Origin of the sequence: Bacillus sp. FJAT-42315 (assembly GCF_002797375.1) — a bacterium.
Classification (GTDB): domain Bacteria; phylum Bacillota; class Bacilli; order Bacillales; family Domibacillaceae; genus Bacillus_CE.
The window spans coordinates 2,371,703-2,394,769 of sequence record NZ_KZ454941.1; the positions used below are offsets into that span (position 1 = coordinate 2,371,703).

The 23,067-nt window shown below is 40.7% G+C and carries 20 protein-coding genes and 1 riboswitch; all 20 genes read right to left on the reverse strand.

Annotation, left to right across the window (positions count from 1 at the left end):
- Window positions 1–1,545 carry a tRNA (N6-isopentenyl adenosine(37)-C2)-methylthiotransferase MiaB gene (gene miaB / locus CEF22_RS11605; protein WP_100403004.1) on the reverse strand — a complete coding sequence of 515 codons (1,545 nt, stop codon included), beginning with the start codon at window positions 1,543–1,545 and terminating at the stop codon, window positions 1–3.
- Window positions 1,546–1,764: 219 nt separating this feature from the next.
- On the reverse strand, window positions 1,765–2,631 hold the full coding sequence (locus tag CEF22_RS11610; RefSeq protein WP_100403005.1) for a 2-oxoacid:ferredoxin oxidoreductase subunit beta: 867 nt from the start codon (window positions 2,629–2,631) through the stop codon (window positions 1,765–1,767).
- A complete protein-coding gene (locus tag CEF22_RS11615) occupies window positions 2,632–4,368 on the reverse strand; it encodes a 2-oxoacid:acceptor oxidoreductase subunit alpha (protein WP_100403006.1) in 1,737 nt (578 codons plus the stop codon).
- Between the two features lie 89 nt (window positions 4,369–4,457).
- Window positions 4,458–5,378 carry a dipeptidase gene (locus tag CEF22_RS11620; protein ID WP_100403007.1) on the reverse strand — a complete coding sequence of 307 codons (921 nt, stop codon included), beginning with the start codon at window positions 5,376–5,378 and terminating at the stop codon, window positions 4,458–4,460.
- A gap of 171 nt (window positions 5,379–5,549) precedes the next feature.
- The gene (gene spoVS / locus CEF22_RS11625; protein ID WP_100403008.1) at window positions 5,550–5,810 is read right to left on the reverse strand and encodes a stage V sporulation protein SpoVS; all 261 of its coding nucleotides are present in this window, start codon (window positions 5,808–5,810) and stop codon (window positions 5,550–5,552) included.
- A 133-nt stretch (window positions 5,811–5,943) separates the two neighbouring features.
- A complete protein-coding gene (locus CEF22_RS11630) occupies window positions 5,944–6,744 on the reverse strand; it encodes a TIGR00282 family metallophosphoesterase (protein ID WP_100403009.1) in 801 nt (266 codons plus the stop codon).
- 65 nt (window positions 6,745–6,809) lie between these two features.
- Window positions 6,810–8,369, reverse strand: a complete 1,560-nt coding sequence (gene rny, locus CEF22_RS11635) for a ribonuclease Y (RefSeq protein ID WP_100403010.1) — start codon at window positions 8,367–8,369, stop codon at window positions 6,810–6,812.
- 239 nt (window positions 8,370–8,608) lie between these two features.
- On the reverse strand, window positions 8,609–9,655 hold the full coding sequence (recA, locus tag CEF22_RS11640; protein ID WP_100403011.1) for a recombinase RecA: 1,047 nt from the start codon (window positions 9,653–9,655) through the stop codon (window positions 8,609–8,611).
- Between the two features lie 388 nt (window positions 9,656–10,043).
- Window positions 10,044–11,342 carry an O-acetylhomoserine aminocarboxypropyltransferase/cysteine synthase family protein gene (locus tag CEF22_RS11645; protein ID WP_100403012.1) on the reverse strand — a complete coding sequence of 433 codons (1,299 nt, stop codon included), beginning with the start codon at window positions 11,340–11,342 and terminating at the stop codon, window positions 10,044–10,046.
- 96 nt (window positions 11,343–11,438) lie between these two features.
- A riboswitch (SAM riboswitch) is annotated at window positions 11,439–11,550 on the reverse strand.
- An 88-nt stretch (window positions 11,551–11,638) separates the two neighbouring features.
- Complete coding sequence (locus CEF22_RS11650) at window positions 11,639–12,883, reverse strand: competence/damage-inducible protein A (RefSeq protein WP_100403013.1); 1,245 nt, start codon at window positions 12,881–12,883, stop codon at window positions 11,639–11,641.
- Between the two features lie 134 nt (window positions 12,884–13,017).
- On the reverse strand, window positions 13,018–13,596 hold the full coding sequence (gene pgsA, locus CEF22_RS11655) for a CDP-diacylglycerol--glycerol-3-phosphate 3-phosphatidyltransferase (protein ID WP_094835573.1): 579 nt from the start codon (window positions 13,594–13,596) through the stop codon (window positions 13,018–13,020).
- Between the two features lie 77 nt (window positions 13,597–13,673).
- Window positions 13,674–14,537 carry a helix-turn-helix domain-containing protein gene (locus CEF22_RS11660; RefSeq protein WP_232726112.1) on the reverse strand — a complete coding sequence of 288 codons (864 nt, stop codon included), beginning with the start codon at window positions 14,535–14,537 and terminating at the stop codon, window positions 13,674–13,676.
- Window positions 14,538–14,546: 9 nt separating this feature from the next.
- A complete protein-coding gene (locus CEF22_RS11665) occupies window positions 14,547–15,338 on the reverse strand; it encodes a YmfK family protein (protein ID WP_095478664.1) in 792 nt (263 codons plus the stop codon).
- Between the two features lie 119 nt (window positions 15,339–15,457).
- Window positions 15,458–15,715 carry a DUF3243 domain-containing protein gene (locus CEF22_RS11670; protein ID WP_095478663.1) on the reverse strand — a complete coding sequence of 86 codons (258 nt, stop codon included), beginning with the start codon at window positions 15,713–15,715 and terminating at the stop codon, window positions 15,458–15,460.
- Window positions 15,716–15,784: 69 nt separating this feature from the next.
- Window positions 15,785–16,507, reverse strand: a complete 723-nt coding sequence (gene ymfI, locus CEF22_RS11675) for an elongation factor P 5-aminopentanone reductase (protein WP_100403015.1) — start codon at window positions 16,505–16,507, stop codon at window positions 15,785–15,787.
- A gap of 73 nt (window positions 16,508–16,580) precedes the next feature.
- A complete protein-coding gene (gene yfmH / locus CEF22_RS11680; RefSeq protein WP_100403016.1) occupies window positions 16,581–17,870 on the reverse strand; it encodes an EF-P 5-aminopentanol modification-associated protein YfmH in 1,290 nt (429 codons plus the stop codon).
- The gene (yfmF, locus tag CEF22_RS11685; protein ID WP_100403017.1) at window positions 17,867–19,147 is read right to left on the reverse strand and encodes an EF-P 5-aminopentanol modification-associated protein YfmF; all 1,281 of its coding nucleotides are present in this window, start codon (window positions 19,145–19,147) and stop codon (window positions 17,867–17,869) included. Before yfmF ends, yfmH begins: the two co-directional genes overlap by 4 nt.
- 181 nt (window positions 19,148–19,328) lie before the next feature.
- Window positions 19,329–20,288 carry an ABC transporter permease gene (locus CEF22_RS11690; protein WP_095478659.1) on the reverse strand — a complete coding sequence of 320 codons (960 nt, stop codon included), beginning with the start codon at window positions 20,286–20,288 and terminating at the stop codon, window positions 19,329–19,331.
- Window positions 20,289–21,332, reverse strand: a complete 1,044-nt coding sequence (locus CEF22_RS11695) for an ABC transporter permease (protein ID WP_100403018.1) — start codon at window positions 21,330–21,332, stop codon at window positions 20,289–20,291.
- Window positions 21,325–22,857 (reverse strand): ABC transporter ATP-binding protein, encoded by a 1,533-nt coding sequence (locus CEF22_RS11700; protein ID WP_100403019.1) that lies wholly within the window; start codon window positions 22,855–22,857, stop codon window positions 21,325–21,327. Before CEF22_RS11700 ends, CEF22_RS11695 begins: the two co-directional genes overlap by 8 nt.
- Between the last annotated feature and the right edge of the window lie 210 nt (window positions 22,858–23,067).

Genomic DNA, 23,067 nt, shown 5'->3' on the forward strand with positions numbered 1-23,067 from the left:
TTAGTTCACCTCTGCCATTGTATGTTCTTCTACCATCTCACCATTTAAGGACCATGTTTTTGCTTCGGTAATCTTCACTTTAACAATTTTTCCGATCGCTGTTTTTGGTCCTTTAAAGTTCACAAGTTTACTTTTATTCGTATAACCAGCGAGAATATCAGGGTTGTTCTTACTCTCACCTTCTACTAATACGTCAACAATTTGACCTTTATACGGTTTCATCGCTTCAGCTGATGACGCATTCACTAACGCATTTAATCGTTGTAGACGCTCTTTTTTCACTTCCATCGGAACATTGTCTTTCATTTTTGCCGCTGGTGTTCCTTCACGTGGAGAGTAAATGAACGTATAAGCCGCTTCAAAGCCTACTTCTCGATAAAGCGATAACGTTTCTTCAAATTGTTCTTCTGTTTCATTTGGATAACCAACAATAATATCAGTTGTTAATGCAACATCTGGAATCGCCGCTTTAATTTTACGAACAAGCTCTAAAAATTGCTCACGGTTATATTTACGCGCCATGATCTTCAATACTTCCGAAGAACCTGATTGCACTGGCAAATGAATGTGATCCATTAAATTGCCTTTCTTCGCTAATACTTCAATTAAATGATCATCAAAGTCACGTGGATGGCTTGTTGTAAAACGAATACGCGGGATATCAATTTTGCGGATCTCATCCATTAAATCGCCTAAGCCGTATTGAATATCGTCAAAATCTTTACCATACGCATTGACATTTTGACCAAGCAATGTAATTTCTTGATAACCTTGAGCCGCTAAATGACGCACTTCTTGAATAATTTCCTCTGGACGACGGCTTCTTTCTTTGCCTCGTGTATAAGGGACGATACAATACGTACAAAACTTATCACAGCCGTACATAATATTCACCCAAGCTTTAATATTGCCTCGGCGCACTTTCGGAAGATTTTCAATGACATCGCCCTCTTTAGACCATACTTCAACGACCATTTCTTTCGATTTATAAGCTTCGTCTAAAATTTGTGGCAAACGATGAATATTATGCGTACCAAAGATCATATCGACATGCTGATACGTTTTTAAAATTTTATTAACAACCGACTCCTCTTGGGACATACATCCACAAACACCTAATAATAAATCTGGTCGCTGTTGCTTTAAGGCTTTAAAATGACCTAATTCGCCAAACACTTTATTTTCAGCATTTTCGCGAATCGCACATGTGTTTAATAAAACGACATGCGCATCATCGACAGAATCCGTAGCTTCATAGCCTAGCGCTAAAAAGATCCCAGCCATTACTTCTGTGTCATGCTCATTCATTTGGCATCCATATGTGCGGATATAGAATTTGCGGCCTTCACCCAGTCCACGAAACCTCTCATCAATTTTGAAATCGTTATGATATTGGATTTCTTCTTTCCCACGCTTTTTAGCATCTTTTAAGGATGGTTGCTGATATACTGATTCAAAATATTTACTATAATCCTTTTCGGATTTTTTGTCCGTTGGATTATTTTCATTCACTTGTTGTCCATGCTTTCGTTGTTCTTCGTTCATTTTAGTTCTCCTTTCCTTTGCTATTAATTAAGCAAAAAGAAAATACATTTGTAATGCGTACACATTATTTTAGTATATAATACAACAAAAAAAAGAACAACTAGACGAGTTCAATCTGCATGAAAGTGTTAAAAATCGGTTGTTTTTTCAATAAAAAGAGGGTGACACTCAAAAGGTCCGTATTCATCGACCTTTTCGTTCACCCTCTTTTTCATTCCATTACATAAATTCTTTCACAAGCTTGTCAAAATAAGCATCTTCTAGTTTCAGATCTTGAACAGTTAACGGTTCATCAGAATAACCATATACAAGCTGTTGATAAGACGGCTTCTCTTTATTTTGATAAATGATCCCCGTGACAAGACTGTCATGCTTCATTAACGTACTCATCGCTAATTCACGATTGGAAGCGTCATACTCTTCAACCGTTGATAATTTTGTTAAATGTTCTTTAAACCAGTCATACGTATTAATTTTATTATAAGTGACGCATGGGCTGAATACATTAATAATAGAGAAGCCTTTGTGCGCGATCCCCGCTTCAATGATCGCTGTTAACTCTTTTAAATCAGTTGAAAAGCTTTGGGCAACAAACGTCGCTCCGCTTGTGATCGCTAACTCCATCGGTGAAAGCGCGCTTTCAATCGCCCCTTTTGGCGTCGATTTCGTTTTAAAGCCTTCCGCAGAACGCGGCGATGTTTGCCCTTTCGTTAAACCATAAATTTGATTATCCATAACGATATAAGTTAAATCAATATTACGGCGCATCGCATGAATCGTGTGACCCATACCAATGGCAAAACCGTCGCCATCTCCACCCGAAGCGATGACTGTTAAATCTTTATTGGCCATTTTCACCCCTTGAGCAATTGGAAGAGCTCGACCATGGATGCCGTGAAGGCCATAAGAATTGATATATCCAGAAATACGACCAGAACATCCAATCCCCGAAATGACTGCGAGCTTCTCAGGTGTTAAGCCTACATTCGCTGCCGCACGCTGAATCGCCGCCTGTACGGAAAAGTCACCGCAACCTGGGCACCAGTTTGGTTTCACATTATTTCGAAAATCTTTAAACGTCGCCATTTAAAACAACTCCTTGCTGCTTGTATAAATATGATGTGGCTGGAATGGATTTCCGTCGTATTTACACAGACTTTTAATTTTTTGCGGGTGGCCTACGTTCATTTTAATAATATTAGCTAATTGACCTGTTGCATTGTTTTCCACCACTAACACATTCTTTGTTGATTCAATCAATGGCAAAATTTCTTCTGTCGGGAACGGGTGAATCAGTCGAATTTGCGCATGATTCACTTTCATTCCTTCTTGCTCTAATCGGTCTATCGCTTCCTCAATCGCACCGCGAGTCGAATTAAAGCCGACGAGTAGTAAATCCGATTGCTCATGTTTCGCATTTTTATAAACTGGCGTGTTAAACTTCAGATCATTCAATTTCCGCATACGCTTATCCATTTGCGCTTGACGATTAGATGGAGACTCTGATGGTTTACCTGTTTCATCATGCTCAACACCTGTGACATGGTGAATGCCGTGCTTCATGCCAGGGATCACACGAGGAGAAACACCATCTTCCGTCACTTCATAGCGTTTAAAATACGTCTTCTCTTCCATTTCAGGCAGTTCATCTTGAATCAATTTCCCACGGCGAATTTCCACTTTACTATAATCAAGCGGCTCAACCGTTTGTTTTCCTAATGACAATTGCAAGTCAGACAAAATAATGACTGGGCATTGGTATTCCTCTGCCAAGTTAAAAGCCTCGACCGTATCAAAAAAAGCTTCTTCCACTGTGCTTGGTGCAAGGACAATCTTTGGAATTTCCCCATGCGTTCCATAAATCATCGCCATTAAATCAGATTGTTCCTGTTTCGTCGGTAATCCCGTTGATGGACCTCCACGCTGTGTATCAACGACAACAAGTGGCGTTTCTGTCATACCAGCTAAACCGATCGCTTCCATCATTAAGGAAAGGCCCGGTCCTGCAGAGGCTGTGAATGAACGAATGCCTCCATAGTTCGCACCGATGGCCATCGTTGCTGCTGCGATTTCATCCTCCGTTTGAATAACCGTTCCGCCGACGTCTGGTAATTTTTCAATTAAATATTCCATAATTTCAGAGGCCGGTGTAATCGGATAAGCCGCCATTAAACGGACGCCGCCTGCGAGTGCTCCTAGAGCGATCGCATCGTTACCGATCATAAACATCCGCTGTTTGCCATCCGCTGCTTGAAGTTCCAGTGCGCCGGCTTTGCCTTCTAATTGGTCAAGCATATAACGATAGCCTGCTTGAATAGCTTCCATATTTTTTTGAACGACCGCTTCACCTTTACGCCCAAAGATCTCTTGAACGACTCCTGTAAATACTTGAACATCGAGATTAATGACCGCGCAAGTCGCTCCTACAGCCACCATATTTTTCATCAGTGATGTTCCAAGTTCCGTTGCCATTTCCGTAAATGGCACGATATACAGCTCCGCCTTTGTATCGTCCGGTTTGACTGGATTAAATTTCGAATCCGCCAAAATCATACCTTTATCGTGTAGTTCCTTGTAGTTCACATCAATGGTCTCCTGATCAAATGCCACCAATATATCAAGATCATCCGCTACCGCGCGAACAGGTGTCGTGCTTACGCGAATTTTATTGTTCGTATGTCCGCCTTTAATTCTTGATGAAAAATGACGATATCCATATAAAAAATAGCCTAAGCGATTCAAAGCCATAGAGAAAATCTCTCCAGTACTTTCAATCCCTTCTCCTTGCTGTCCTCCAACTTTCCAAGAAAGCTGCTCTATCATTGACCATTACACTCCTTTAATACGCTTCTTTCTCCACTCAACTAGTTTATCACTTTTGAGGCTAAATCACTAACTTTATACTTGCTGATTTAGTTTGGAAACCGACGCGCGAAATTGTAATAAAGAAACTTCTCTGTTTGAAGAGATGAATAATATTTATTCAGCAATTCACCCCATTGTTCATACGCTTCATAACGATCTAATCCTAAAATCGTTTCATCAATCCCATCAAAGTCTGAGCCGAACCCAAGGTGATCTTCTCCCCCGAGCTCACATAGATACTCTACATGTTTTAATACATCATCGACGGTGGCTTCTCCTTCCTTCTTCACAAAAAAAGGAACAAACGTCAAACCAATCACCCCATCTTTTTCAATGATTGCCTTGAGCTGATCATCCTTTAAATTTCTCGGATGAGGGCAAAGCTGATAACAATTAGAGTGGCTCGCTATCGGGAGGTGAGCCACATCTATGACATCCCAAAACGCTTGCTCACATAGATGGGAAACGTCTGTCCATACACCAAAACAATTAAGTTGCTCAACCACTTGCCTACCAAAAGTGGATAAGCCAGCTCCTCTCTTTTCTAAAGCTCCATCGGCTACTGCATTGGCATTATTCCAAGTTAATCCAACAGAGCGAACGCCAAGGTGGTAAAGGATCTTTAGCTTGAGAACATCTTCTTCAATTGCTTCACAGCCTTCAAGCGTTAATACGACCCCAATTTCTCCCTTAGCTAAATTAAATATATCTTTCCTTGATTGGACTACTTTTATATCAGGATGAGGCTTGATGATCTTCTCATAGAATAAATCAATTTGCTCTAATGCTGCTCGAAATCGTTCAAATGGTTTTAGTGTAGGAGAGATAAAAATAGCAAAGCATTGCACTTTGCCTCTTGCTTTCTTTAACTGTTCATACGTAATATGCAAACCTTGATTTTGTTGAAAGCTTACACCCGTTTCATTTTGAAGTCGATACAAAACATCACAATGAGCATCAAAAATCATCTTACCCCTCCTTAAAACTGATTATTTTAGTCGGATTAATACATTTACTATATGTGATTTAACATAAAATTGCAAATATTTTTTATTCAAATAAAAAGTCAGCCTCCAACACCGAGCAGAGGAAAACGCCACTCCATTTTCAGTGTTTGAGCCTGACTTTCATGATGATTTCTATCTTGGTTCGATAATCAATTTGATCGCGGTTCGTTCTTCCCCATCGATCAAGATGTCGGTAAAAGCAGGAATACAAATTAAATCAACCCCGCTAGGAGCAACAAATCCTCTCGCAATGGCGACTGCTTTTACTGCCTGATTAAGCGCTCCAGCTCCAATAGCTTGAATTTCAGCGGCACCTCTTTCACGTAGAACACCGGCAAGTGCACCAGCTACAGAATTAGGATTGGATTTTGCCGAAACTTTTAATACTTCCATTTCATGGCCCCCTTTATTAAACTATACCGAATGCTCATTCCATCAAACACAGTTTGTCGCTAGTCTTCCATTGTTACTATATTCGTGGAATGGCTCGCGTATTACTTGTCTATTTAACAAAAGGGGCAAGATGTTATTCTGCAATAAATGGATGATCTTCGTTAATTAAAACCGGATCAATTGTTTTTGCTAAACCTGTTTTTCGGTCTAGTTCAATCAAACAGGCACTCAGCTGGGTGCGACCGCTTTTCGGTACTTCAAATCTAACCGGTAGACTCATGAGGAATTTTTTTAGCACTGCTTCTTTTTCCATCCCTAAAATGCCATCATAAGGCCCTGTCATTCCAACGTCTGACAAATAGGCAGTTCCTTTCGGTAACACGCGATGATCTGCCGTCTGAACATGAGTATGTGTACCGACAACGGCCGATACTTTCCCGTCTAAAAACCAACCGATCGCCTGTTTTTCACTAGTCGCTTCTGCATGGACATCGACAAAGATAAACGGCGTTCGTTTTCTCGCCTCTTCCACCAGTTTTTCGACCTCAGTAAACGGACAATCTAATGGAGGCATAAATGTACGCCCTTGAATGTTAATCACCGCAACTTCTACTCCTGCTTGCTTCACGAAGATCAAGCCCTTTCCAGGTGTACCTTCTGGAAAATTGGCTGGTCGCACAAGTCGCTTGGCTTCATCGATAAATTCAAATATTTCTTTATTATCCCAAGCATGATTCCCTAATGTGACAGCGTCCGCTCCATCATTTAAAAACTGACGATAGATTTTCTCAGTAATTCCTCGCCCAGCAGCCGCATTTTCACCGTTGACAATTGTGCATTCAGGTCGGTATTTCTTTTTAAGCATCGGTAAATACTCACTGACCATTTCTCGACCTAACGAGCCAACTACATCGCCTACAAATAATATTTTCATCTTTTTTTCCTTTCTATCACTTGTTTCTTTACAAAGGGAAAGCGGTGTGAAGGACTCACACCGCTTTATTTCGCATATTCCACAGCTCGTGTTTCTCTTATCACTGTCACTTTAATATGGCCTGGATAATCCAGTTCCCCTTCAATCCGTTTTCGAATGTCGCGTGCCAGTCGATGAGCGTGAAGGTCATCGATTTGATCAGGTTTCACCATAATACGCACTTCACGTCCTGCTTGAATCGCAAATGATTTCTCTACTCCATCATAGGATTCCGAAATTTCTTCTAGCTTTTCAAGACGGCGAATATAGTTTTCGAGCGTTTCACTACGAGCACCTGGTCTAGCAGCAGACAGAGCATCTGCAGCGGCCACAAGTACAGCAATAATGGACGTCGGTTCTGTATCTCCATGATGCGACGCAATACTATTAATAACAACTGGGTGTTCTTTATACTTCGTCGCAAGCTCTACACCGATCTCTACATGGCTTCCTTCTACTTCGTGATCTACCGCTTTTCCGATATCATGAAGTAGTCCAGCACGGCGAGCAAGGATTTCATCTTCACCAAGCTCAGCAGCCATAAGCCCTGTAAGAAAGGCCACTTCCATCGAATGCTTTAACACATTCTGACCGTAGCTCGTACGGAATTTCAAACGTCCTAATATCTTAATTAAATCAGGGTGAAGTCCATGAATACCTACTTCAAATGTAGTTTGTTCACCTACTTCGCGGATGTATTCATCCACTTCTCTTCTAGCTTTATCAACCATTTCCTCAATACGAGCTGGATGGATTCGTCCATCTTGAACAAGCTTCTCGAGTGCAATTCGAGCCGTTTCACGACGGATTGGATCAAAACCTGAAAGAATAACCGCTTCTGGCGTATCATCGATAATTAAATCGATACCTGTAAGCGTTTCAAGCGTTCGGATATTTCGTCCTTCACGACCAATGATACGACCTTTCATTTCATCATTTGGCAAGTTTACAACTGAAACTGTTGTTTCTGCCACATGGTCTGCTGCACAGCGCTGAATAGCTAGAGAAAGAATACCTTTCGCCTTTTTATCGGCCTCTTCTTTCGCGCGATTCTCTTGCTCTTTTGTCATCACAGCGATATCATGTGCAAGTTCTTGTTCGACACGGTCTAAAATGATCGCACGAGCTTCATCACGAGTGAGACTTGAGATTCGTTCCAGTTCAGCTTTCTGTACTTTCACCATCTCTTCCACTTTGCTGTCCATCTCTTCAATATGTTGTTGTCTCTTAATCAGAGCTTCCTCTTTCTTCTCAAGCTGAGCCTCACGTTTATCTAATTGCTCATCTTTACGATCAAGGTTCTCTTCTTTCTGTAATAAACGATTCTCTTGTTTTTGCAATTCGTTTCTTCGTTCACGAAGCTCTAATTCAGTATCTGTACGAAGTTTATGAATTTCATCCTTTGCTTCAAGCAGGGCTTCTTTTTTCAACGCTTCCGCTTCTCGGTTGGCATCCTCAATAATTTGTTCTGCCGCACCCTTTGCCCCTGCAATCTTAGACTCTGCAATGGATTTCCTAACAAAATAGCCAACAACTACACCGACGATTAGGCCAAGCAAAATGGAGATGATTGTAATAGCATCCATGATTTCACCTCCCCTTGCTATGATCTTTTGTCATGTTTTTAACATGTCGGCTGATACATTGTTTCAACATTTCAATATACAGCATCAATTCTTCCACTTTTAAGAGAAAAAAATGTAAAATATACATACTAATTTTATAGGTGCGGAAATTCGTTGTCAAGCGTTTCATCTTAGACACCGTATTAATTCTTTCATATATACAAAAGAAGCAGTGTAACTAAACACTGCTTCAACAGATTTTATTCATCTAGAAGGTTAAATTCGTCTGACGCATCCCCTTCTACAGGTTCAGTTGCATCCTCATCTAACCCATACTGCTTTCGAATCTTCAGCATGATCTCTTGAGAAATATCAGGATTCTCTTTTAAAAATTGCTTAGCATTTTCACGCCCCTGACCTAAGCGCTCTTCATTGTAAGAGTACCAAGCACCGCTCTTTTGAATAATATCTTCATCTGAGCCTAAATCAATGATTTCTCCTTCTTTAGAGATACCTTCTCCGTACATGATGTCCACCTCTGCCACACGGAAAGGAGGAGCTACTTTGTTTTTCACAACTTTTATTTTCGTTTTATTACCGACCATTTCGTTACCTTGCTTCAATGTTTCTGCACGACGAACTTCTAAACGAACAGAGCTGTAGAACTTAAGCGCACGCCCACCTGGTGTTGTTTCAGGATTCCCGAACATAACACCTACTTTTTCACGAATTTGGTTAATGAAGATGGCGATCGTTTTCGATTTATTAATCGCTCCTGAAAGCTTGCGCAACGCCTGCGACATAAGACGAGCTTGCAAACCGACATGCGAGTCACCCATTTCCCCTTCGATCTCCGCTTTCGGTACTAAAGCTGCGACTGAGTCGATGACAAGAATATCGATCGCACCGCTTCGCACAAGTGCTTCCGCAATTTCTAATGCTTGTTCCCCTGTATCTGGTTGAGATAGTAAAAGTTCGTCAATATTGACCCCTAACTTTTGAGCGTATACTGGATCAAGCGCGTGCTCCGCATCAATAAACGCTGCCTGACCGCCATTTGCCTGCACTTCAGCAATCGCGTGAAGAGCCACCGTCGTCTTACCAGAACTCTCTGGACCGTATATTTCAATAATACGTCCGCGCGGATAGCCACCCACTCCAAGTGCTGCATCAAGAGCAAGGGAACCACTTGGTATTGTTGAAATTTTGCGGTCGGTTTGCTCACCTAGCTTCATAATCGACCCTTTACCGAATTGCTTTTCAATTTGTTTTAAAGCCATATCTAATGCTGCTTGACGATCGTTCATTCAAATTCCTCCTTAAAATAACAAATCTATTAAAAAAATTAACTATTGAATTTCCTGTTTCAAAATCTATCATTACTATACCTTTTTCATGAGATAATTTCAAGTAAAAAGCGAACATTTATTCGCTTTTTTAACATTTACATGTTTTGAGAAAAAAGACCACACAATCTGAAGAGTGACATCTTTTGGAGAAAAATTGAGGAAGAGACTGATAAATATCCGCATACCCATATTACCACAGTCTTTATCAAGAAGGGTATCTTTAGTGAATGATTTCAATCAACTTATACGCTATTTTCATCATAAAAAGACCGACGCTAAAATGGAATATACAGTAACTAACCTATACCGTATAGATATTCCATCTAAGCGCCAGTCTTTTATTTTTTTATGCTTCTACAGTAACTCCTGTTGCTTTTTCAATCGCTTGATTTAAATCAGCAATTAAATCCTTGGTAGATTCTAGTCCGATCGATAAACGAATTAACTCTTCTTTCACGCCAGACTTTTCTAATTCCTCTTTATTTAACTGTTGGTGCGTCGTCGTAGCCGGGTGAATAATCAATGATTTTCCATCCCCTACATTGGCGACATGTGACCATAATTGAACATTGTCAATGACTGTTTTGCCTGCTTCTCGACCACCTTTAATACCGAAAACGACGATCGATCCATTGCTGTTGCTCAAATATTTTTTTGCTAAATCATGTGATGGATGTTCTGGTAAGCTCGGATGGGAAACCCATTCTACACCAGGGTGGTTGTTCAAATAGTTCACGATTTCTAATGTATTTTGGTGATGACGTTGAATCCGCAAATGGAGCGTCTCTAGTCCTTGCAACAATAAGAAAGCGCTATTGGCACTTAAAGCCGGGCCAAAATCTCTTAACAGTTGCACTCGTAGCTTCACAGCGAATGCTGGCCCTTCAATATCAGCATATTTCAACCCATGATAAGATTCGTCAGGCTCTGTAAAGCCAGGGAATTTCTCGCTGTTCCAATTGAACTTTCCTCCATCTACTACAACACCACCAATCACTGTACCGTGACCGCTAATCCATTTCGTCGCGGAATGGACGACAATATCTGCTCCCCAAGTAATCGGCTTGCAAACATATGGCGAAGCGAATGTGCTATCGATAATTAGCGGAATACCACTCTCATGAGCAATATCTGCTACCTTCTCCACATCCAACACATTTAGAGACGGATTTCCAATGATTTCTCCGAAAAGAGCCTTCGTTTTCGGCGTAATCGCTTTTCGGTAATTTTCAGGGTCCGTCGAATCAATAAATTTAACGGTAATACCGTACTTCGGAAGCGTGTTGGCAAATAAATTATATGTACCACCATATAAATTACTCGCTGCCACGATTTCATCGCCCGCATGAGCTAAATTTAATATCGAAAAAGCAATCGCCGCCATTCCGGAAGATAGTGCTACTGCAGCTGCTCCTTCTTCAAGCAATGCTACTCGTTTTTCAAATACGTCGACCGTTGGATTCGTAATACGGGTATAAATATTCCCAGGTTTTTGCAGAGCGAATAAAGCGTTCGCATGATCTGTATCCTCAAATACGTAAGAGGTTGTTTCATAAATTGGTACAGCACGAGCTCCTGTCACCGGATCCGGCACCTGGCCTCCGTGTAATAATAATGTCTCTTGATCCCAATTTTCTTTTGTCATGTGTAAACCCTCCTAAATGAATTTTATTATTTTTTCTAGAGGAAGATAAAAACCCTCTTCTTATCAAAAAGAAGAGGGTTAAATGATTAGGTCCTCCTCTTATCTTCCAGACAAAAAAGTCTGTAGGAATTAGCACCGTTTCAGACAATATCGCCTGAAGGTTGCCGGGCTTCATAGGGCCTAATCCCTCCGCCGCTCGTAATAAGAGTGTAAATATTAAATTAAACAATCCAGTAAACTCTTAAAATGATTATATAATAATCAAATCGGAATGGTCAACAATATTTTGAATATTTTTATTTGTTTTGATTTAGGGCATGAAGTAAATAATGACAGCCATATTTTACTGAACGCTTACGAATCCCCGCTCGACTTCCCGCAAGATTAAGCTGATAAGTCTTTGTCTCTTGAGAGCGCTCGGCCAGTCCAATCCAAACGGTACCCGGTGCTTGTCCATCCATTTCATCAGGGCCAGCCACTCCCGTAAAACTTATAGCAAAATCACTATCGAAAATCGCTCTTGTGTTTTTCGCTAGTTCGAGTGCACATTGTTCACTGACAGCTCCATATGTATCAATGGTCTCTTTTTTCACATTAACAAGCTGCTTCTTCGCATCGTTAGAGTAACAAACGATCCCGCCTTTAAAGATCGCACTCACACCTTCGACAGCTGTCAATTCACTTTGGAAGAGGCCTCCCGTTAAACTCTCAGCAGCTGCAATCGATAAGTTTCTTTCCTTCATTAATTCCGCCAACTCTTCCACAATCGTTGTTTGGTCATACCCATAAAAATATTGACCGACGCGACGGAGAATTTCATCTTCTACTTCCTGAATCATACGAAAAGCCTCTTCTTCTGATTCATGCTTAGCTGTAATACGAAGCGTGACCTCTCCATCTCCTGCTAACGGAGCGATGGTTGGATTGTTTTGATTGAGTAACAAGTCCTCCACTTCGATTTCAAGAGCTGATTCACCAATCCCGAAAAACCTCAACACCCGAGACTCGATCCGCTCTACTTTTTCTAAAAGCTGAATCAACTCATTTTTTCCATAGTTTAAAAACATCGGCTGCATTTCTTTTGGTGGACCAGGTAATAACATATACTGTTTGCCGTTTGCTTTAAGCAGCATTCCTGGAGCCATTCCATAATCATTTGGCAATACTTTGCTTCCACTCATCACTAAAGCTTGTTTTTTATTATTTTCAGTCATCACTCGATGAACTTTAGCAAAATACGCTTCTATACTTTTCAAAGCAACTTCATTGTCTTCAAGCTCCTGCCCAATATGTTTAGCAATCGCTTCCTTCGTCAAATCATCCTTTGTCGGCCCAAGCCCACCTGTGAAAATTAACAGATCGGCACGCTTCTCTGCTTCTTTCACCACGTCAATCAGTCGTGTCGGGTTATCTCCCACAACTGTATGATAGTACACATTAATGCCAATTTCGGCTAAATGATGAGAAAGAAACTGCGCATTCGTATTGGTAATTTGTCCTAACAATAATTCGGATCCTACGGCAATAATTTCAGCATTCATACTAACACCCCTGCTCCTAAAAAAAGCTGACGAAAACATTGAACGACTGCTCTTAACACTCATATAGTACTCAATACAAAAACTATATGACAGTAAGAGTGCCTGATTCTTTATTTTCGTCAGCCTCCTATCTATTATTTTGAATGTTTAAATACGTGACGATTGAGATAAAAATAATCCCAACCAGACCATATCGTAAAAAATGTAGCTACCCATAGCGAAATATCAGCAAACGGGATTGACAAACTTTCAAATGGCGCATTATGGAGCAATAGAGCGGAAATCGCAATAATTTGCATCCATGTTTTGATTTTGCCAAGCATATTCGCAGCGACTACTTCGCCTTCACCAGCAAGAATAAGACGCAGCCCCGTCACAGCAAATTCGCGGCTAATAATAATGATCACAATCCAAGAAGCAGCAAACCCAAGCTCAACTAAAACGATGAGTGCCGCAGATACGAGTAATTTATCTGCCAACGGGTCCAAAAACTTCCCTAAGTTCGTCACTAGATTGTACTTTCTTGCCAAATAACCATCGATCCAATCTGTTGTTGCCGCAATAATAAAGATTAGCGCCCCTACAAAGTGGGTCATCGGCATAGTTGAGCCTAAAAATTCGATCTCTCCCCAATTAAAATCGACCACCATGACAATTAAAAAAATGGGGATCATCAAAATTCGCGATACAGTAATCTTATTAGGTAAATTCACAATTGTCCCTCCACTTATCAAAGTGGGATGCCTGTTAACAGGCACCTCACCATCCAAACCGTTCCTTACTCAGAAGCTTACTTTTTTTGAATAATAATGTTTTGTGTTACTTGACTAGCTGCCGGAATTTGATACGTGACTACTTCACCGTTTACTTTAATTTCCGTATCCACCGCGTTTCCAACTCTAATCTTCGCTTCTGTTTGACCCGTTAAATCAAATGTTTGCGTTTGACCATTTGGAATCATATCACCGAAATAACTTTTCCCACTTCCATCTTTGACACCGACCCAAGTACTTCCTTTCGATGAAATGGATAGTTCAAATTTTTCAGCTTCTTTTAGTTCATAAGTGGAGTCACTTCCGCTCGTCCCAACAGCTGTTAATACTGGCTTAGCAGGTTCTTCTACTTTCGGCTCCTCTTTTACTTCTTTTTCTTCTTTCTTAGGAGCTTCCACTTTGCCTTCATCTTCATTATTTTGCTCAGTAGATTCATTAACAACCGGCTTTTCTACCACTTGCTTCTCATCCGCATCATTTTTTGGCATTAGCACCCAAACTAAAAACAGAGCCCCAATGACAAAAGCCGTCACTAATATTTTCGGTAAATGCTCAAGAATTTTAGATGGTTCAGCAGGAACATTTGATTTCACTGGTTCTACTTTTGTCGCTCTTTGAGGAACTTCATCTTCATGGGAAGACGGTACCTCGCTTTTAAATTCCTCAAACAATTCATCTGGATTCAGCCCTACAGCTTCAGCGTATTGTTTAATAAATGCTCGAACATAAAATTTCCCGGGCATCATGTCATAATTTCCTTCTTCGATGCCGGTTAAGTATCTTTTTTGAATTTTCGTCATTTCCTGTACATCAGCTAATGACAACCCTTTTGCTTTTCGCGCTTCTTTTAAGCGATTTCCTAGTTCAGTCAACAATAACACCTTCCATAATTAAAAATCAAAACCACCGAAGTTTGAATCCTGAAAAAAGCTGTTCCTTTCAACAGGTTCATATGTAATTTCTTCTTCTGGATGATTTCGAAGTTCAATGATATAATCAAAATCTTCTATTTTATACTCACTGTTTCGCACAAAAATATCCGGGTGCTCTACTACTTTAACAGCAGGCAACCTCATAATTTCTCGAACGAGCTGCCAATGCTTTTCACTCGCTCTTTGTGTTGATACAACACCATCCATAATAAAAATGTTATTGGCATTATATTCGTCGCGAATCAATTGATCACGAACCGTTTGTTTAATCATAGTAGAAGACATAAATAACCATCTTTTATTCGCACAGACGCTAGCGGCAACAATTGACTCCGTCTTCCCTACGCGAGGCATACCACGTATACCGATTAATTTATGCCCTTCCATTTTGTACAATTCTGCCATAAAATCAACAAGAAGTCCAAGCTCATCTCGCACGAATCGAAAAGTTTTCTTATCATCGGCATCTCGTTCGATATATCGACCGTGCCTCACAGCCATTCGATCACGCAATTTCGGTTCCCTTAATTTAACAACTCGAATCGTATCGATCGTTTCAAGAATCGATTCAAGCCTTCGAATCTGATCTTCACTTTGAGCTCGTATTAACAATCCCCGACTGCCATCATCCACACCGTTAATGGTAATAATGTTAATGGAAAGCATACCCAACAATGAAGAAACATCCCCTAATAATCCGGGGCGGTTTTTCATAATTTTATACTCTAAGTACCATACTTTTTTGGACATATAAACACCCCTTGTGACTTGACCTTGATCATGCCCATAAATAAATAACATCTATCTTCTATCATAAATGATTTATGCGCTTTTTAAAAGAAAAAAGAGAGGAATTTCCTCCCTCTCTTTTAGCGCCCCCCATTATTCTGAACTAATTTTACCATAACATTGGCAATTGCGTGCTGTTCTTCTTCAGAAGCGACAGACCATAAATCAGATAACACACGCTCTTGTTCATTTTTCGGATCAACCTTTTTGGCTAAATAGTCTCCCACTTGATAAGCCACATTTCCGATTGTTTCATTGTTCATGCCTTGGTCTTGGGCTTGATTGAGCTTTGTTCCTAAAAAGTTTTTCCACTCGTGCCAATTTTCAAGTACTGACATCTTATTGTCCCTCCCTTTATTGAGTTACAATAGTAGTTTGTGTCGGTTTAAAAAAATTATTCAACAACTTTACGTATACCATCCGCCGTTCACTGACACAACTTGTCCAGTGAGATAGGAAGAAGCTGACGAACAAAGGAAGCTGACGACCGCTGCAATTTCTGTCGGCTCCGCCAGTCTCCCCATTGGAATCTCTTCTGCTATCTCGTCTAGCTCTTCGCTAGAAAATTGCGCCATCATTCTTGTGTTGACTGCTCCAGGCGCTACTGCATTCACTTTAATACGAGCAGGAGCCAACTCCTTCGCCAATGACTTGACGAACGCAATTTGCGCACCCTTCACTGTAGAATAAACGACTTCACAAGCCGCACCTGTTTGACCCCATATCGAAGAAATAAAGACAATCGACGGCGTTTCACCTTTTTGTAGCTTCGAAATGAGTTTTTGACTGATCATCATCGGGCTTTTTACATGAAGTGTCCAAAGCAGGTCCATTTCTTCTTCTTTTACGTCTTGAAATAAGCCGTAGTGAGACGTTCCATGAGCAAAAATAACCGCTTCAACAGAAAACAGCTGCTGAAGAAGCGTCTCAACTCCGCTAGATGAGGATAGATCTGCTTGGATAGAAAAGCTCTCGACTCCAATCTCTTCTAACTGCTTTTGTAATGCTCTTATTTTGTCTTCCCCATTGGTGTATTGCAAATATAAATTCCAACCGTCAAGCGCTAGCTTTTTGGCGATTTCTTGACCAATTCCGCCGCTCGCTCCAACGACTAAAGCAAATCGTTTCATAATTCTCCATTCTCCTCTTAAATCTGAAAAGCCGGACTCATCAACGAAGAAAGAACCGGCTTTTTTTCTATATTTAGTGCTTTGGCACAATATGAAAGGCGGTTAAACGTTCCTCCGCGATCATGTGAGCAGAAACCGATTGCACATCTGCAAACGTAATCGCTTCAAGCATCGGAACGACTTCAAATAAATCCATCTCATTAAAAGTATAGCGCGTAAACTGGTTCGCAATATATTCAGGCGAATTGACTGCTCGCAAAAAAGCACCAATTTTTTTCTTAACGGATCGTTTCAGTGCTTCTTCAGTTAAGTGCTTGCCTTCTTTCGCCTCTAAGAGAATCTTTTGCACTCTTTCCTCCAACTCATCTGGACGAGTCGTGTCTCCTCCTACCATCGCAAAACCAAAGCCCTTTTCTTGAGTGAAGTCATAACCAAATGTGTCATCAATTAACCCTTCACGATACATTTGATAGTATAGCTCAGAGCTTTTTCCAAAGAGCATGTCAAGCAAAATATTCATCGTTAATTCTCTTTTCAATAATTCTTTACCTTGTAAGTCGGTGTCAACCGCTTTCAACCCTACTTCACATTTCGAGGATTGGACATTCATCGCAAGTACTCGCTTCTTCTCCTGCACCGTTTCAGGCTCTTGTTCAAAGTGGCGCTTGATCTCTGGTTGATCAGTAAACGGCTTTTTCGCTTGATTGTCGCGAATGAACGACATCGTTTCTTCTGGATTGATCGAGCCAACCACGAATAATAACATATTACTCGGATGATAAAACGTATGATAGCATTCATACAAATGATCCTTTGTAATATCGGCAATCGACTCAACCGTTCCGGCAATATCAATTTTGACCGGGTGCTGGTGATACATATTGTGAATCACACCGAAATATACTTGCCAATCTGGATTATCGTCATACATCCGAATCTCTTGTCCGATAATGCCTTTTTCTTTTTCAACTGTTTGCTCCGTAAAGTAGGGAGCTTGCACAAAGTCAATTAACGTCTCCAAGTTTTGCTTGACATTCGCTGTGCTTGAAAATAAATAGGCCGTTCTAGTAAAAGATGTAAAAGCATTGGCTGATGCGCCTTGGCGACTAAAATGTTGAAACACATCGCCATCTTCTTTCTCAAACATTTTATGCTCTAAAAAATGGGCGATACCATCCGGAACCATAACAAATTCTTCCTGATCTTTCGGAACAAAATGATTGTCAATAGAACCATACTTGGTCGTAAACGTAGCAAATGTTTTATTAAATCCTTTTTTCGGTAACACATACACATCTAGACCATTGTCCATTTTTTCATAATATAGTTCTTCTTGTAGCTGATCAAACGTGATTTTCTTCATGAAACTCCCTCCCCTGACAAAAAGTAGATCGTGTCTAGCTCAATTTTAGCAGCGACCGCTGTCACTTCTTCGATCGTTATCCGCTCGACTGCTTCGAGCCAGTCATCGATGGTTACATTTTGTTTTGCGACGACGTTATGGTATAAAATCTCGATCGATCCTCGTGCAGTATCAATCGTTTCAAGCAATTGGTTACGAATGACCGCTCGCGTTTGCAAAATTTCATTTTCTGAAATATCCCCTTGCTTCATCGCTTGTAACTGCTCATTAATAATCTGTACCGCTTGGTCATAATTTTTGCTATCGATCCCTGAAAGCACCATTAAGAACCCTTTATGGCTCTCTACACGACTTGCCGCATAATACGCAAGGCTCGCTTTCTCTCGGACATTTGTAAATAGCTTGGAGTGGGAGAATCCGCCGAATATGCCGTTAAACACTTGGAGAGCAAAATAATCGGGATCACCAAATTTGATCTTTGTTTGATAACCGATATGGAGCTTTCCTTGATTGATTTCTTGCTCTTCCTTCACATGTTTCGGTGCACCTTGACGAATAGGAACGTCATTGGAATTGACAATCATCGGTTGTCGATCATTCATCGTAAACAGACGGTCAACGATCTCTTCTACTTGTTGCTCATTAACATCTCCGACGATGTATAAATCGATCTCGTCTTCTGAGAACGCTTTCTTATAATAGGTATATAAGTCCGCTGCCCCAATCGGATCGACCGCATCTAATTGTCCGTTAGGTTGCAGGGCATAACGATCCTCTTCATACATTTCTTCAAGCAGTCGCATGCTAGCATAACGCATTTTATCATCGTACACAGATTGGATACGTTGCTTTAAATTCCGCTTTTCGCTTTCGACAATTTCCTGATCGAATGCCTCATTTTTCACAAGTGGGTTTGTTAGCACATCATTGAAAAATTGAAATGCTTTTTCTAATAACGAATCTTCCTTCTTCAAATAGTTCTCATTGGCTATTTCAAGCGAAAAGCTCATCGTATGATAATCACCTTTTTTCGCTAAGTCTACAAAGAAACTAGCCCCATATAAGTCATCTAAATGTGAGCGTAAAGCGGTAGAAGTAGGGAATCTAGCTGATCCATTTTGAAGGACATAGGGAAGCAATGCTCTCATCGTTACCGTTTCTTGTTCAAGCGGCGCTTTCATTTTCCATACAATCGTATTCGTTTTGTATTTATCCGTTTTGATAATATGAAGATTATACCCTTTTTTCGCTTTGACTATCTCATTTACTAATGTCACTGAAACATCCTCCTTTACGGTGCTGCTATGTCTATATTTTTATCCGAATATAGCATGCTTCATGCTTTTATTTCACAAAAACTTACTTTAACTATACACGAGCAACTAGTCGTTGAAAAACAAAATGCTATTTTTTTAAATAGAAAAAAACTGCCCACCAAAATGGACAGTTTCCCTCTGTTTACCTTGTTCCTTTTACATATGGCGTACCTAGTGCCTTCGGAGCATCTGCTCGACCGATGAAACCAGCCAACGCTAAAATCGTCAATACGTAAGGGGCCGCTAGTAAATAAACAGCTGGAACATTTTCTAAAAACGGAATACTTGACCCTACAACACTTAAGCTTTGGGCAAATCCGAAGAAAATCGCCGCTCCCATCGCACCTAATGGATGCCACTTCCCAAAGATCATCGCCGCTAATGCCATAAATCCTTGACCTGTAATGGTCGCATGACTGAAATCTAGTGAAATAGACTGGGCGTAAACGGCGCCCCCTAAACCTCCAAGCACACCAGATAAGCAAACGGCCATATAACGCATTCTCGTCACGTTAATTCCCATTGTATCTGCAGCCATTGGATGTTCACCTACTGCACGTAAACGCAGGCCAAAAGGTGTTTTGTATATGACATACCAAATGACAAAAGCTAAAGCGATAGCGATCATCGCCGGATACGAAACGTTAGAGAAAAAGATCTTTCCGATCACAGGAATATCACTTAACAAAGGTAAATCGACTTTTTTAAAGCTTTCTTTTATGATATCTGTTTGCCCTTTATCGTAAATGAGTTTCACAAGGAATAAAGAAGTACCTAAAGCTAAAAAGTTAATCGCTACCCCGCTGACAACTTGGTCTGCTCTAAATGTAATGGAAGCAAGAGCGTGTAATAGCGCAAACAGTCCGCCGACGACCATAGCGGCTACAAGAGCCACCCACGGAGTAGCTGCTCCTAATGAAGACGCGAATGTTAAGTTGAAGACGATCGACGTAAAAGCGCCGACGATCATTAACCCTTCTAGCCCAATATTGACAACTCCAGAACGCTCTGAAAACACACCGCCTAATGCTGTGAAAATAAGCGGAGCTGCGGCAAATAAAGACGACGAAATAATGATGGATAAAATCGTTACAATATCCACTTATTTCACCTCCTTCTTGAATCGGCTAATGAGCCATTTAATCATATAGCTTGAGGCAACAAAAAAGATAATTAAGGCGATCACAATTTCAACCAATTCGTTAGGGACACCTGATTCAATTGGCATATTTAGTGCCCCTACTTTTAATGAACCAAATAATAAGGCAGCTAACACTACACCAATCGCTGTGTTTCCTCCAAGTAATGCGACAGCAATTCCATCAAATCCAACGCCTGAGAACCCAGCATGTAAAAAGGCATTACCGAATGTTCCAAGCCCTTCCATTGCGCCACCAAGACCTGCAAAAGCACCTGAAATAACCATAGATAACACGATATTACGGTTGACGTTCATTCCTGCATACTGAGAAGCATGTTGATTAAACCCAACGGAACGCAATTCATATCCAAGCGTTGTCTTTTCTAACATAAACCACATAATAACTGCCGCCGCAAAAGCTAAAAAGATTCCATTATGCAAAGTAGAAAAATCAGTTAACGATTCAAACAATGGTGATTTTAAACTAGCAGACTCTGGAACAGCAGCCGTCGAATCTGCTTGATCACTAATGACATTACGAATGAAATGATTCGTTACATGAAGAGCGATATAGTTCATCATAATCGTCACAATTACTTCATGAACACGAAGCTTAGCTTTTAAAATTCCAGGTATAAATCCCCAAAGTGCTCCGGCAACAGCTGCGGCTAGCACAGCCAATGGCAAATGAATGACTTTCGGTAAATCAAATGCAAGACCTACCCAAACTGATGCGACCCAACCGACTAAAAGCTGCCCTTCGACACCGATATTAAACAACCCTGTTCGAAAAGCGAAGGCTACTGCTAAACCAGCAAAAATATACGGTGTCATTTGCCGCAATGTTTCTCCTAAATAAAAGGAATCTCCAAAGGCTCCGTTCCAAAGAGCCGTGTAACCAGCCAGCGGATTATAACCTGTAATAAGCATAATAATAGCTCCAACTAATAAACCTAAAAGAACAGATATAACCGGGACGGCTAAACTAGACAAACGTTTAGACATGGATCTCACCTGCTTCCTTGCGTTTTGAACCGGCCATCAATAATCCTAATTCTTGTTCGGTTGTTTCCTTTGGATTAACGATCGCCACGATTTCCCCTTCATAAATAACAGCGATCCGGTCACTGACATTCATGATCTCATCTAATTCAAATGAAATGAGAAGAACCGCTTTGCCATGATCACGCTGTTCAATTAATCGTTTATGAATAAATTCAATCGCTCCCACATCAAGTCCCCGAGTCGGCTGAGCGGCAATGAGTAAATCTGGGTTACGATCGACTTCACGACCAATAATCGCCTTCTGTTGATTTCCACCTGATAACGCGCGAGCTAGCGTATATTCATTTGGCGTTCTTACGTCAAACTCTTTAATTAAATGATTTGCTTTTTTATAAATTTCTTTGTAATTTAGCACGCCACTTTTTGAAAATGGCTTTTGATAATACGTTTGCAACACCATGTTTTCCCCAATCGGAAAGTCTAATACGAGGCCATGTTTATGACGATCTTGCGGAATATGGGCAATGCCTGATTCAGTAATTTTTCGGGGTTTAAAATTGGTCACGTCTTTACCGTTCAACTTCACTGAGCCATGGTCCACTTTTCTTAACCCGGTAATCGCTTCGATTAGTTCGCTCTGTCCATTTCCATCGACACCACAAATACCAACGATTTCTCCTGCATGGACAGTTAAGTTTAACCCGCGCACCGCTTCAATCCCTCGCGAATCCTTCACAGATAAATCATTGATTTCAAGCACGCCACCCTCTGGTTTCGCTTCTGTTTTGTCGATTTTAAAAGTGACTTCTCTCCCGACCATTAAACTTGCCAAATGATTCGGGTCCGTCTCTGAAATATTAACCGTACCAATCCCTTTTCCTTTACGGATGACAGTGACACGATCACACACTTCCATAATTTCCTTCAACTTATGCGTAATGAGAATAATAGATTTGCCTTCTTGAATGAGCGTTTTCATAATTTGCATCAGCTCTTTAATTTCCTGAGGTGTCAACACCGCTGTCGGTTCGTCAAAGATTAATATTTCAGCTCCACGATAAAGCGTCTTTAAAATTTCAACCCGTTGCTGCATTCCAACAGAAATATCGGCAATTTTCGCCTTTGGGTCAACAGCTAAGCCATATTTTTCTGAGAGCTCACGAACCTCTTTCTCCGCCTGTTTAATATCAATTTTTCCACCTGCTTTTGGCTCTCTACCTAAAATGATATTCTCTGTTACAGTAAATGTATCCACTAGCATAAAGTGCTGATGCACCATGCCAATTCCAAGATCGTTGGCCACGTTAGGATCGGTCACTTTAACCGATTTCCCATGAACACGAATCTCACCCTTCTCCGGCTGATACAATCCAAATAAGACATTCATTAATGTCGATTTCCCTGCTCCATTCTCCCCTAGTAAGGCATGAATTTCTCCTTTTCGAAGCTGGAGCGTGATATCGTCATTGGCTACAAATCCATTGAACTCTTTACGGATGCCGAGCATTTCAATAACATATTCCATGATATTTCACTCCCTATGTAGGATCTTCTCCTTTATTTCAAAGACATTATATTATTCAAGTAGGATGTCTGACCTTCATAAACTAGGATTTCCCTCATCACTCTATATGAACGAGCTTTTAAAAATCCTAATAGAGATACAATCGTCGTTTGCACCCCTATTACAATTTTTAAAAGCGAGGAGCGGTTCACGAAGCCGCTCCTCTTCATG